The 13,714-nt window shown below is 45.7% G+C and carries 12 protein-coding genes; 6 read left to right on the plus strand and 6 right to left on the minus strand.

Features of this window, described 5'->3' with window-relative positions; all coding sequences use genetic code 11:
- Positions 1-70: 70 nt before the first annotated feature.
- The 5 genes from EJQ19_RS08650 to EJQ19_RS08670 form a co-directional block, all read right to left on the minus strand.
- Positions 71-1,618, minus strand: coding sequence for a DUF3502 domain-containing protein (locus EJQ19_RS08650; protein ID WP_126140805.1), 1,548 nt, complete (start codon positions 1,616-1,618; stop codon positions 71-73).
- Positions 1,619-1,690: 72 nt separating this feature from the next.
- A complete protein-coding gene (locus EJQ19_RS08655; RefSeq protein WP_126140806.1) occupies positions 1,691-2,599 on the minus strand; it encodes a carbohydrate ABC transporter permease in 909 nt (302 codons plus the stop codon).
- A 12-nt stretch (positions 2,600-2,611) separates the two neighbouring features.
- Positions 2,612-3,514 carry an ABC transporter permease gene (locus EJQ19_RS08660; RefSeq protein WP_126140807.1) on the minus strand — a complete coding sequence of 301 codons (903 nt, stop codon included), beginning with the start codon at positions 3,512-3,514 and terminating at the stop codon, positions 2,612-2,614.
- Positions 3,515-3,745: 231 nt separating this feature from the next.
- Positions 3,746-4,651: an SGNH/GDSL hydrolase family protein gene (locus EJQ19_RS08665; RefSeq protein ID WP_164716390.1), complete on the minus strand. Its 906-nt coding sequence runs from the start codon at positions 4,649-4,651 to the stop codon at positions 3,746-3,748.
- 171 nt (positions 4,652-4,822) lie between these two features.
- Positions 4,823-7,168, minus strand: coding sequence for a helix-turn-helix domain-containing protein (locus tag EJQ19_RS08670; protein WP_164716392.1), 2,346 nt, complete (start codon positions 7,166-7,168; stop codon positions 4,823-4,825).
- A gap of 270 nt (positions 7,169-7,438) precedes the next feature.
- On the opposite strand from EJQ19_RS08670, the gene ilvN reads away from it, so the two are divergent.
- Positions 7,439-7,654 carry an acetolactate synthase small subunit gene (gene ilvN / locus EJQ19_RS33025; RefSeq protein WP_420901668.1) on the plus strand — a complete coding sequence of 72 codons (216 nt, stop codon included), beginning with the start codon at positions 7,439-7,441 and terminating at the stop codon, positions 7,652-7,654.
- 12 nt (positions 7,655-7,666) lie between these two features.
- Here ilvN and EJQ19_RS08680 read toward each other — a convergent pair whose 3' ends face one another.
- Complete coding sequence (locus tag EJQ19_RS08680; RefSeq protein ID WP_126140810.1) at positions 7,667-8,116, minus strand: acetyltransferase; 450 nt, start codon at positions 8,114-8,116, stop codon at positions 7,667-7,669.
- Between the two features lie 441 nt (positions 8,117-8,557).
- Between EJQ19_RS08680 and EJQ19_RS08685 the strand changes: the two genes are divergently transcribed.
- Genes EJQ19_RS08685 through EJQ19_RS08705 form a run of 5 tightly spaced genes read left to right on the plus strand, consistent with a single transcriptional unit; the run spans position 8,558 to position 13,642 of the window.
- Positions 8,558-9,667: an iron-containing alcohol dehydrogenase family protein gene (locus tag EJQ19_RS08685; RefSeq protein WP_164716396.1), complete on the plus strand. Its 1,110-nt coding sequence runs from the start codon at positions 8,558-8,560 to the stop codon at positions 9,665-9,667.
- Positions 9,668-9,700: 33 nt separating this feature from the next.
- Positions 9,701-10,795: an ABC transporter substrate-binding protein gene (locus tag EJQ19_RS08690; protein ID WP_126140812.1), complete on the plus strand. Its 1,095-nt coding sequence runs from the start codon at positions 9,701-9,703 to the stop codon at positions 10,793-10,795.
- A 25-nt stretch (positions 10,796-10,820) separates the two neighbouring features.
- Positions 10,821-11,606: an ABC transporter permease subunit gene (locus tag EJQ19_RS08695; RefSeq protein WP_126140813.1), complete on the plus strand. Its 786-nt coding sequence runs from the start codon at positions 10,821-10,823 to the stop codon at positions 11,604-11,606.
- Between the two features lie 17 nt (positions 11,607-11,623).
- Complete coding sequence (locus EJQ19_RS08700; RefSeq protein ID WP_126140814.1) at positions 11,624-12,400, plus strand: ATP-binding cassette domain-containing protein; 777 nt, start codon at positions 11,624-11,626, stop codon at positions 12,398-12,400.
- 24 nt (positions 12,401-12,424) lie between these two features.
- On the plus strand, positions 12,425-13,642 hold the full coding sequence (locus EJQ19_RS08705) for an aminotransferase-like domain-containing protein (protein ID WP_126140815.1): 1,218 nt from the start codon (positions 12,425-12,427) through the stop codon (positions 13,640-13,642).
- The last annotated feature ends 72 nt before the right edge of the window (positions 13,643-13,714 follow it).

Here is a 13,714-nt window from a genome sequence, read left to right on the forward strand (position 1 = left end):
GAATTTGCATGATTAGAAACAATGACCCTACTTCTCATTCGTAGAGTCATTGTTGTCGTAAGCTTAAGCTTTATTTATTCTCTGCCTTCCAAGCATCATATTGCTTCTGGATTTCTGCCATTACTTTGTCGATGCCAGCGTCCACCAGTTTCTTCTTCGTTTCCTCCACATACTTCGGATAATCCGGCATGGATCCCGTAATAAAGATCGGATTCGCTTCTTTATTGACAGCATTGATTTGCGCAATCTCCGTTTTGACCGGCTCGTTATTGAAAACAAAACCAAGCAGACCGGAAGCCTTACCGTTCTCGTTTGTTTTTCTCATGGCTTCCAAGGCTTTCGTTGAGTTCCAGTTGGAATCCCACTGATCCCAAAGCGGCCCAAGCCAGTTATGCCAAATGGCCCATGTTTGTTCAGCTCCACTTTTAGCCACAATCGTCGGATTGTCATCTTTCACTGTACCTGATTTAACCGTGTAGTTTTTCCCCTCCACGCCATAGGCAAGTGTATTCAATAAGTACTTATCGCTCCAAATATAATCGAGCAGCATCATCGCTCTTTCCGGATTCTTCGATGTTGCACTAATCGCAGTCGCAGCTGCCGTCATGGACGCCGTGGATATCGTCGGTTGCGAGCTGAAGGTTTCAACGGTCGGGAAGCCATACGTGCTTGTCGATTTCGACCCATCCTCGGTATAACCGCCGGAGTCGCGCAGCACGGCATATTTTCCGGATTTCGCTTCTGCGAGATAATCCGTTTTGATCGCCGCGTCTTTGGCAATATAACCTTTTTTATAGAAGTCGTTCATAATGCGATAATTCTCGTAATTCTGAGGAATATCCAGCGTCTTGACGAATTTGCCTTCTTTCTCGCTAAAAGAGATCCCGCCTACAACGGTCGTATAGTCGGGCAATCCTACGCCAGAGGTCGCGCCATTGGCTGTTGCAATAACGGGAATCATGTTCGGCTCATTCTCTTTAATTGTTTTCAGGAATGGCTCTAAGTCGCTGAGACTCTTGACGCTCTTATAATCAAATTTATACTTTTCAACTAAATCTTTTTTGAACACATAGGCAGATGCCGGACTATATGGGGTCTGGGCTGGAATTGCCATAATCTTCCCTTTGTAAGTTACAGCCTTCCACGCGCGCGGATCTACCTTCTTTAAAATATTTTGACCATACTTCTGCAAGAGGTCATCCAGCGGCATAAACGCCCCTTTTTGCACATTGGCATTTAAGTTATTGGACGTATTTGACGTAAATACGAGGTCGTAAGGCTCGCCGGCGGCTGATTTCAGCTTGATCTTATCTTCCCAGCCTGCGTTATCAATCATGTTGAAGTGTAGATTGGCATTCAATTTCTCTTTGATTAATTTGTTCGCTTCCGCTTCAACTGCTTCCTGATCTTTCAAATTGTCGATCGGTTTTGGCATATACCAGCTAATCTCAACAAAATCCTTCGTCAAGCTCGCACTCGTCCCCGTACTCGCAGCGGGACTGGCGCTTTCTTTCGGTTTCTCGGCTGTACTGCACCCGCTAATCACGATCGCAGTTGTAAGCAAGACGGATGCTCCTGATCCAAACCACTTTGCCGCTTTTGTTCTTTGACCTTTCACGTGGATTGCCTCCCTTATATTGTCTTTATATAATTTACAGATGCAGCGTGGTTTTCCTGCATCTAGAAACTATCAACCTTTGACAGAACCAACTGTTAGCCCCTGTACGAAATATCTCTGAAACAGCGGGAAAACCAGCAGCATCGGTCCTGCAGCCAAAATACACATCGCCATACGAGCACTTAAGGAAGGTACTTGCATGCCCGGTTTCACAAGTCCATATTGAATGGCCTCGCTTGAATTCAAATACTCCATATTTTTGAGAACCTTAATCAGTAAGTATTGCAGCTTCATGAGGTGATCTTGGTCCATATAAAGCAAGGTCAGCCACCAGTCATTCCAGTACTGGAGCGCAAAGAACAAACCTAACGTCGCGAGTGCCGGTTTGGATATTTGCAGCACAATCTGCGTAAATATCCGCAGCTCCCCTGCGCCATCCATTTTCGCGGACTCGATGATCGCATCTGGGATGGTCTGCAAGAATCCTTTCATCAGGAGCACGAACCAGCCGCTAATCAGATAGGGCAGGATAAGTGCCAGAATATTGTTGCGGAGTCCCAGCCATTTCACCATGAGGATATAGGAGGGAACCATCCCCCCATGAAAGAGCATTGTGAAGAAGATAAAAAAAGCAAGGAACGAGCGATAGGAATAATCTTTGCGCGAAATCGCGTAGGCATACGACGTCGTGACCCACATGCCAATTAACGACCCTACAACCGTCGTACCGATTGTAACTAAGTAGGAATTGAGCAGAACTTTAGGCTCGTGAAGAATCACCTTGTAGGCATCTAACGTAAAGTTCTTCGGAATCATCGAATAGCCAAATTTGATAATGTCATTCTCCGTTTGAAATGAGGTGCCAATGATCACGAGAAAAGGAAACACGCATACCGCACACAACAAGATAAACAAGATATGAATGATGAGTTTCCCCATCGTGAATGTAGGCTTTAACCGAATTGCTCTTTGAGGATTCATAGTCGAGGCTCCTTAGAAAAGTGAATTTTCCGGGTTGATTCTTCTCACGATATAATTGGTGCACAACACCAGGCAAAATCCGACGATCGACTGAAAAAAGCCTGCTGCCGATGCCATGCCAATATCCCCCATATCAATCAGAGAGCGATAAACGAACGTATCGATGACATCTGTTGTCTCATAGATCAGGGATGAATTCAGCGTCACATTGTAAAAGAGTCCGAAATCACTGTAGCAAATGCTTCCGATTTGCAGGATAACCAACATGATAATCATCGGCTTGATCATTGGAATCGAGATCGAAAAAGCCTGCCTCACTTTGCTCGCACCGTCGATTTTCGCAGCATCATAATACTCGGCATCAATCCCCATCAGAGCGGCATAATAGATGACGGATCCATACCCCAATCCCTTCCAAACGGCAGCCGCCACAAGAATATACGGCCAATACTGCGGTTCGCTGTACCAGAGGATCGGCGCTTTACCCAGAGCAGTCAAAACGCTGTTGATCACACCATGCTCCATATCAAACAGCGCCCTGAAGGCAAAGCCGGCAACAACCCAGGAAATAAAGTAAGGAATAAACAGAATTGTTTGGTAGACCTTTACAAATTTACGGCTGAGCTCAAAAAGCAAAAGGGCAATGACGATGGCGAGAAACGTCCCCAACGTAATGAACACCATGTTATACAGGATCGTATTTCGCAGAACGCGATACAGCACATTGCCATGAAATAAGAAGCCGAAATTGTCTAACCCCACCCAAGGGCTATTCCATATCCCCAGGTTGTATTTGTAATTCTTAAACGGAAGCAGCAGTCCATACAGCGGAACATAATTAAAGAGTAAAATAAGCAGGAAGCCTGGCAATGCCAGCAGCGTCACCCCGAAATTTTTCTTAAAAATTCTTACCATCCATCCAACACATCCTAGCTTAGTAATTTTGACTGCCATCCTTGTCGATACCCCAACTTTAGGGGATGCCCTGGGAATTGTATATTATAAACTAGGTCATTTCCTTCAAAAATGTGTAACTAAGCCGGTTTTCTAAGAGGATAGAAGCCTCCAAATCAAGTGCTTTCCTTTAACTTTGGTCTGAGCGGCGGGTTTTGCGAAGTTCTCAACAAACAAAAAAAGCTTGATTTCTCAAGCTTTCAGCAGCGGGACAAAAGCTTGGAAATAAAGCCAGTGCCCATAATCATTCGGATGATTGATGTTGTTCAAAAGCAGACTTCCCGGCGATTTGCCGGCGGCCAGTTCCTGCTCCCAAATTGCTGTGACGTCAGCTACGCCGACACCGTATTCCCGCCCCAATCGGCGGATAACTTCCGCATACTCGCCAGTTAATCCGCTGGCATACCACCATGTCGGATTCGGCAGGCAAGGCGCCACGAGCACAAGATCGCTATTGTCCAACTCCTTGACAGCCTCAATCATTTGACGAAGATTGCTTTCAAAATCCGCCGGTGGAACGCCAACCCCCTCCCCATATTTGTTCTGATCGTTCATGCCGAATCCGATGATCACGAGATCAGGATTCAAAGCAATGACATCGCGCTGTAAGCGATTCATTCCATCCTTGCTCGTTTCACCACCGACGGATTTGTTCAACAGACGGATTCGGCTGCGCGGATACTCGTCAACAAGAAATTGATGAACCCGGTTGGCGTACCTAAACTTCTCTTCGCTCGCCTCCCCACCTGCACTAATGCTGTCACCAAAAACAACGATCGAACTCTCCTCGCCGCTTCGCAATTTGGCAAGCCAGCGCTCCATCCTGGCTCGATTTCCGCTATCGGGGGCAACGAAGCTTTCAGCCAATGGATCGCTCTCATACACATAATCCCCATACACGGTAAATGCACGATTGCTGCAGTTCGGGAACGCTGCATGGTCAAACGCCGTTTGGCCGTATAATTCGTGATGGGACCAATCCGGGATCCGGCTTTTCTTCGTCCGGCGAATGACACCGCGATCGTAATCGACGACATAGTCGATGCCCTCTGTGTAACTGATCGTGTCCGGATGATCCTCATCCGCATGACTCCGCAATACCATCCCTCCCTTGACTATGGGACGGTATCGGGTAGACATGTTCTCTTCTTGGACAAAAATAAATGCTTCCGCTATCTGTCGGCGGCTCTCTGAATGCATGGGCACCTGCTCCTTCAACTCCACTTTAGGATTCCGAATCGATGAGATCGGTCGTTAAGGGGGAAGCTTTTATATTAATTTCGTCATATTTCTCTGCAAGGCATACTCCTTCGGCGTGACCTTATATTTCTTTTTGAACATGCTGAAAAAGTAGGTTTCATTCAAGATTCCGACTTTTTCAGCGATCTCATACACACTAAGGTCATCTTGGACAAGAAGTTCTGCCGCTTTGGCTAATCTGAACTCGTTGATGAAATCAGGGATCGAGATCTGGGTAGCTGACTTATACGTTTTACTTAAATTTCTTGTGGATATTTTCATGATCGAAGCGATCGAAGTCAGGCTAAGCGAAGGATCTTGATAATGGTTATGAATGTATTCCGTGACCGCCTCCACCAAAAAGTAGTTGAGGTTATTGGCATTTCCCTCGAAATCTTTTTGGAGCGAATCTTGCAGGGCACCCACAATGATCCGATGAATCTCGGCAATGGTCTCTTTCTCCAGGATATTGCGACTAATCGAAGAAATATGCAACGATGGGGCAGCCGTCACTTTCATTGCTTCCAGCGTCTCAATGACCGCATCCACAAGCCTTATGATGGAGACTAAAGCATTGTGATAATTGAGCGTGCCCACCTCTTTGAAAATAGTCCCCAGAACCTCCTCGATCACCGTGGTATTGCTCGACTTCATGGCCTCCACAAGCCGTTCCTCTTGATTTTTGGAATATCCCGTCTTCTTGCTTTCCACATTTTTCCTAACCGCTTCGTAGGTGATGACCGAAGAATGACCGAGTAAAACACGATACATCGCCTGATCGAGCGCCTTATTGTACATGCCGTTCAATTCCTGCATGTGACTCGTCTTTTCACTAATCGATGCCGTAAAAGAAATTTTAAAATATCGGGAAACATGCTCTTGCGCTTCTTGGATCAACGTGTGAATACGCGCTTGAAACTGATCTTCTTCATCCGGAATACTTACAATCAACACCACATGATCGTCCTTCATGTCCAGTCCTTCGTTCGCGTACGATTCGGCCATAATTTCTGAAGCAATATTGATCATAGCAAAGCGAATTGTGTCCCTATCCTTGGCGTGGAACGTATGCTGAAATTCCTTATAGTTATCAATTTTCAATACACATACAGCGTAAGAACCTTCCAACTCTAAAGAAATCCTCATTTCTTTAAAAATGCCTTCCAATTCTGACCTGCCTATCGATAAACTTTCCGTGAGCAGGCGGCTTAACCAATAATGCTTCATGACATCGTGATATTGCATCTTTTCCTTATCATAATGATCGAGCATCTCCATGGATTGTCTGTATACAGTATTCAAATACGAGATCTCATCGACAACCTCGTCTTTGTCCGATCTTCGAATCCGATCCAGCATAATGGAATTGACCAGCGTCCCCACCGGTCGATATAGTTTCCGAGAAATGCCAATCGATACGACGAGCGCCATAACCAGGAAAATAAGCGTAATTATGATAATACTCGTCCTAAGACTGTTGATATACTTGTAGATTTCAAGTACAGGCTGCGTTTTGAGCAGCGTCAATCCCGTGTTGTCGACATTGGTATACGTAACTAAATATTGCGTGCCGTCATGCTTGCTTTGAAAAAAACCGTCGCGATCCGCCAGCGGATGCGCTGTTCGATAGTCCAGAAAATCCGTTTTCAGCCACGTCTTGACTGCAGATTCATCGGTACCATCATCCACGTATTCACCTGACTCATTCAGAATAAATACGTGATCTCCTTTTTGTTTATCGATCATATTGATTTGATTAATATTCTCCAGCAACCACTGCGGCTTTACGTTAATGATAACAACGCCATCCGGCTTTGCCCCGCTCAGGGGTGTTTCGTAGATGAAATAGGAGTAAACATACTCAGGCTCGGTTACCCCGTTGACCAGTTTTTTAATATCACGGAAAATCGGTTTCAGCTTCGGCAGCACTTTATCCGAGTTAATAAAGTCGTAGAGCATCTGATCTTTAAAAAATAAAGGGAACCCCGAACTATACGATTGATCCAGATTTCGATTATAAATGCCGATGGAGTGAATGTAGGGATTCGCTGAAGTGACAGAACTGGCGACCTTCGACAAGTGGCTAGCCACTTCCAGCATGTCTTCCTTCTTCGCATACATAATAGCGGTTACATCACTATTCAGGTAAAGAAATTTCGATAAATTGGAAATCGTTTGATCCATAAACGACATATTATATTTGACTTGATACAGTATTTTTTGATTGGCTTCATATTCATTTTTAACCAAAAGATTTTGCGAATTCACATAAACAACCGTGGAAAGAACAACAACCAGAGCGAGAATAGCCACGCTGATCCAAAGAAACATTTTTACAAAATAGGCTTTAGCTCCAAAAAAAGATTTGATGTTCATGCCTGTATATTCCCCTTTATTTGAAGTGAAAGAGACTGGCATGCCCCCGTCCCATCCCGCCGCGCCATCGGCATTATATCATCTAACTAGAATGTAATTGCTTTAAATTCGAATGTATACTTTAATATAAGTCATTTCCTATGAATATGGTACTTTTAAAGTTTTGTAAAAACGTTAAAAAGACCGCCACAGCCGGATCAACGATCCGCGCAGGGCGATCTGAAATATGAACCTGAATCAGCTATCACTCAGTTGATCCTTGATAAGGCTTTGCTCATCAAGATAAGACTTGAGTCAGCCAAACGTGCTGAAATACAGAGCTTGATAGATACGTTTCGATGCTCAGTTATCGATGTCGGGCCGTCTTCGATAATCGTTCAAATCGTCGGCAATTCGGAGAAAAACGACGCTTTCCTTCAATTGATTCGGTCCTACGGCATTTTGGAGGTGACCCGAACAGGCGAAACGGCAATGAATCGCGGCTAAGCATGCACACCTTTAGGGCCGAATATACGCCAGGTGGAGCAGAGGGAAGGGATTGCCAGAAGAATCAAGTTCAGACCTGCCAATTCTAACAAAACCAAGTCGTTGATAGAAGCCGTATGCGCTGTCATTTTGCTCATTAACATCAACCCGGAGATTTGCTCCCTTTAGTGCTTCTACATGTTTAATTAACCGGCGGCCTGTACCGCACCCGTGATAGTCAGGATCTACGAATAACATTTCGATTTTCGATCCGTCCATCCCGATAAATCCAATCGGTTCTAGATCTTCATTTAATTCAATCCAAATTTCAACCTCTTCCAAAGCGCCATTTCGAACGATCTGATGGTAAAATTCAATTTCCGCGCTAGTCAGGAAGGTATGGGTACGGACGACAGCTCGGTACCAAATATTGACTAATTTATCATGATAGTGAGTTTGATACTGTACGATCGATTTTAACACTTTTCGTCCTCCATTATTTAAAGTTTATCAAAGTATCGTGCCTTCCCGCTAAAATCCTATGAGTATCGTATAAAAATCGTTTTAAATTGCCGAGTATAAATTAATCTTATGCTACATGCCCCGAAAACTCAACGGAAACAATAAGTATCATCGATGGTTAGGCTCGAAAAATATGTTCCCGCAGAAAAGAAACACAGGTAAACCTTTCTGAATGAAAGGTTTATCTGTGTTTCCACGATCACTAGTAGATCTAAGGGGAGCCGTTCCAGCCTTAAATGACCTATAGAATATTCCAATTATTCATTATCATGAATAGAAAACATCAATTAGACGCCGCAATAACAAAGTGCTAGAGTAGTTATTAATTAATACCAACTTTTTCAATAGGAATTATAAGATTATACACTAGTCAAAACACGAATCATGGATAGGAGTGAAGTTATGGTCGCTATTAAAGCACCTGCCCAGTATTTCAATGAACCAGGCATTCTAGCCAAGAGCGGTGAACTCATTGCCCCTTACGGAAAAAAAGCACTCATCATAACTGGCCATAAAGCGCTGCACACTGTACGAACGCAATTGTTGCTGAGCCTTCAGCAGGCTGGTGTCGAGTATGCAATCAGTCAATTTGAAGGTAAAGTTACGACGGAGGAAATTGCCACTTACACAAGCGAAGCCATTGCGCATCAAGCCGAATTACTTATTGGAATTGGCGGAGGCAAAGCGTTAGATATTACCAAAGTTGTGGGCGAAAAACTTCGTCTTCCCGTCGTAGCGGTGCCGACGATTGCCGCAACTTGCGCATCCTGGGCTGCGCTCTCCGTCATCTACGACGACCAAGGTCGTTCCTCGGGTTATCTAGGGCTTACAAGCTCCCCCGTTCTAGTGCTAGCGGACACGCAAATACTCGTTGAAGCTCCCCGTAGATACCTGGCAGCGGGCATTGGCGATACGATTGTTAAATGGTACGAAACCGTCGTTAACGTGAATGACGAGCCGGAAGGATTGGATATTCGAATCTCCACGCAAATTTCCAAGCTTGCATTAGACCGTTTGCACACTTACGCGCTGCAAGCCATTCAAACCGCAGGAACAGGCACCATTACACCTGCTTTCAAAGAGGCCGTCGACGCGGTTATTGTACTGGCAGGACTGGCGGGGACGGTGCAAGGCGGAACGGCACGAGCAGGCATTGCCCATTCCTTAGACAGCAGCCTAACACATTTTCCGCAAACATCCGGCACGTTGCACGGTGAAAGAGTCGCTTTTGGCTTGCTTACGCAAACCGTGCTCGAAAAGCGCCCAGCTGAAGAAATTGAACGCTTAGCAAGGCTCCTTATCAGCTTAAAGCTTCCCGTGACTTTGAAACAATTAGGGTTCGAGGATCTACCAGCTACCGTAGCGCCACTTATCGCTGCTGGCGTACCTCTACGTGTGGAAGCTATTCGTAATCTCTCCTTTGAAGTTACCCCCTCACTACTACATGAAGCTATCCTCCAAACGGATCAACTTGGGCTTAACATCCTGCAAGGAACATATATCACACATTAATCACTTAACCAAATGAAAGGTGGAACTCCACTCATGTCTGTCATTGCCAAATATACCAAGCATACGCTTCTTTCGTTATTCATTTTGAGTGTATCAGCCGGCTGCGCCAGCGGTAACGCATCAACTAGCACTTCAAAAAGCACATCTTCGCCTTCTGCCAGCACTAGATCAGCATCGCCGACTGCTGCCAGTACGACAGCAACTCCTTCGGTGGATCTCAGCAAAGTTACACTTCGGGTCGGTCAAACGGGCTGGGGCAATCTCGAAGCCGGCTTCAAGGAAGCAGGGCTTGATAAAACACCTTATAAGCTACAGTTTAGCGTCTTCCAGGGAGGCAATTTGCAATTGGAAGCGATGGCCGCCAACAATCTCGATCTCGGCTCCACGAGTGAAATTCCACCTTTATTCGCTGCTCAGGCTGCTAATGGTGGCAATTTCAAAGTTATTGCATCATTCGAATCCACCACATTAAATCAGGAAATCGTGATTCCCAAAGGCTCAACTCTTAAAACTGTTGCCGATCTGAAAGGCAAAAAAGTCGCCTATGTCAATGCAACAACAGCTCATTATTTTCTTGTGAAAATATTGCAAAACGCTGGATTGACTTGGAACGATATCGAACCTGTTCAGCTGTCGACTTCAGACGGATTAAGCGCACTCCTCAGCGGCAAAGTAGACGCGTTAGCAAGTTATGGTAACGCAATCATCTCAGCAAAACAGAACGGTGCAACGCTACTTGCTAGCGCAAAAGACATTTTATCAGGCAACTTCCTATACGAAGCTACACCTGATGCTATCAATGATCCCGCCAAACATGCAGCGATTGTCGATTTCTTAGGGAGATTGAACAAATTCTATGAATGGACGCGAAACAATCAGCAGAAATGGGCTGAAATTACAGCGACAAATACGAAACAGCCTGTCGAGCAGGCACTGGATACCTTAAGACAAGGCGAGCAACAACGCCCTTCCAAACTGTCAGTTGATTTCTCCAAAGCGATTACTTCCCAGCAAGATGTCGCAGACGCATTAAGCACGGTTGGCTTGCTAAAAGGAAAAGTCGATGTCAGCACGACATGGAGCAAAGCGTTTGAGGCGGAATTACAGCAAATTGTTGCTGCAAAATAAGTAGATTATAACAAGGAGTGTTCCTATGTCCCGTGAAACCAAGAGCCAACGCATATTTTTCCGAGCGGCTCCCTGGATATTCCCGCTTTTAACCGTTATAGCCTGGCATCTGTTGACTACAACCGGAATCATCCCTTCCAATGTATTGCCTCAACCCTTGAAAGTTTTGAACGTATTCATTGATATGTTAAAGTCTGGGGAACTGCTGAAACATATCGGCATCAGTGCAAGGCGAGCATTTAGCGGACTTCTGCTTGGTGGGGGCCTAGGCTTCTTATTCGGACTGCTGAACGGGTTTTTCCGTACAGCGGAGAAGCTGTCCGACTCCTCCATTCAGATGGTCCGGACGATACCACATCTTTCATTAATCCCACTCGTTATTATTTGGTTCGGCATTGAAGAGCCTGCCAAACTCGTGCTAGTCTCGCTGGGGGTCTTCTTCCCCATCTATCTCAACACTTTTCATGGCATCCGATCGATTGATCCAGGACTTATTGAAATGGGAAAGGTATACGGTTTGAGCCGTCTTTCCTTGTATGTCTACATTATTTTGCCTGGCGCACTGCCTTCCATTCTGGTTGGCGTCCGCTACGCGCTCGGCATCATGTGGCTCACACTGATTGTCGCTGAGACCGTAGCTGCCAAGTCAGGATTAGGCTATATGGCCATGAACGCACGGGAATTTTTTCAAATGGATGTGATTGTGCTCAGTATTCTGATCTATGCGCTGCTCGGCAAATTATCGGATACCGCCGCCAAATTGTTGGAACGATGGGGCCTTCAGTGGCATCCGAATTATACAAAGCGTTAATGTGAAGGAGGGTCAGCATGTCGATTGATAAGAAAGGATCCAGCATCCATATTCGTCACATGTCCAAAAAATTTGATCAAACACCTGTACTTTCGGGCATTGATTTCCACATCGAACCAGGGGAATTCGTTGCCATTGTCGGACGCAGCGGGTGCGGCAAAAGTACGTTGCTTCGGTTAATCGCGGGTCTGGAGCAGCCGTCAGATGGCTCAATATCCCTAGATAATCGCACACATGTGCGTACGACTCCAGATACGCGGGTCCTTTTTCAGGAGGCCCGTCTGCTTCCGTGGAAAAAAGTCATAGACAATGTGCGCATCGCCGCCCCTGACAAAAATAAAGCGAGTGCAGAAGCCGCGCTGGAGGAGGTTGGTCTTCTCGAGCGGGCAAAGCAATGGCCAAGCGTACTTTCGGGCGGTCAAAAACAGCGCGTTGCGTTAGCAAGAGCACTCGTTAGTCGTCCTAGATTGCTGTTGTTGGATGAACCATTAGGCGCGTTGGACGCGTTAACACGCATTGAGATGCAACAATTAATTGAACGATTGTGGTCGGAACAGGGCTTCACCACCGTACTCGTTACGCATGATATCAGCGAAGCGGTTGCTTTGGCAGATCGCGTATTACTCATCGAAGATGGTCGCATTGCGCAGGATACCCGTATTACGCTAGCTAGACCTAGAGAGAGGGATAACGGTTTTATTTACTTTGAGAATCTGATTTTGAATCGGGTACTGAAAAAAGAACTTACTGATGCAGGCACAACCCAAGAGCGCAAATTATCTTATTCCATTTAATAGGAAAGGAAAGGTAGGAAAGCCATGTCTACGGAGTTAGAGCCCTTTTCGTTTGCTAAACGAATCCCTACTACACCTTCTATCGGTAGTACAACCGTCACGAAGCCTGATCATATACATCTTTCCTTTGGTTTCGCTGCTCCCCACTTATTCCCCATCGAGCTGCTTTCCTATGCTGCTGCTGAGGCCGTGACGCAACAAGGCCGCAAAGCTCTGCAATATTCAGGCGCACCTGGCCCTGGAAAAGTACTTGCGTGGATACAAAACCGTTCCAAGCTGAACGACATTCATGTGGATACGGATCAAATCCTCGTGACCTACGGCTCCACACAGGGCATTGATTTAACCACACGAATCCTCGTGGAACCAGGCGATCATGTTTGGGTTGAAGCTCCTTCCTTCTTCAGCGCTTTACAAGCATTCCGTGTAGCAGAAGCAACGATAACGTCTTTCCCTATCGATGAAAATGGCGTACGCGTTGATCTCATTGAGGAAGCCCTGATCGATGCGAGATCTAATGGCAAGCGGATTCCCAAATTTTTATATACGATGCCTACTTACCATAACCCAGGCGGCGTGACGCTTTCCATTCCTCGGAGGAAGCAGCTTGTACGCTTAGCGAGAGAATACAACTTTTTCATTCTGGAAGATGATGCGTATTCCGAGCTAAATTTTTCGGGCAAACGTTATCCGTCTCTCTATTCGTTATTTCCAGAGCGTGTGATTTATTTGAATACGTTTTCGAAAATTATTGCTCCAGGTCTGCGGCTCGGCTGGCTGATAGCCGACAAAAGCATACTAACGAAGGCTCGATTATTGAATTTAGGAGGCAGCATCGGTGTTTTCACACAGGAAATTGTGGCAAAACTCCTGGATGAATTCCCTTTTCAGCCTCATATCGAAAGCCTTATCGCCCATTACCGCAGGCAAAGTGATGTAATGGCTGACGCCATTCGAACCGATTTCGGCGACCATGTCACTTTTCATCAGCCAGAAGGTGGTTTCTACATTTGGCTTCGTTTCCAGGATCACGTCAATACGACTGAGTTCCTGCAAGATGCCGCTGACCGGGGAGTCTCCTTTGTCGATGGACGGAGCTTCTACGTTAATGCTGAAGCGGAAGGGCATTCGTACCTTAGACTGTGTTTCAGCTACGTCTCCGAGGATCAAATCGTTCGCGGTGTGCAAAAATTGGCCGATGCTTACTTTGCTTACTTGAGTAAGACTATGTCGTCCACGTAGACAGTGGTAAGCTAAAGAACAAACCCAGACAATTTGCGTCTGGGTTTGTTTTGTATGTAAGACTCATAACAG

It is taken from the genome of Paenibacillus whitsoniae, assembly GCF_003955665.1.
Classification (GTDB): domain Bacteria; phylum Bacillota; class Bacilli; order Paenibacillales; family NBRC-103111; genus Paenibacillus_E; species Paenibacillus_E whitsoniae.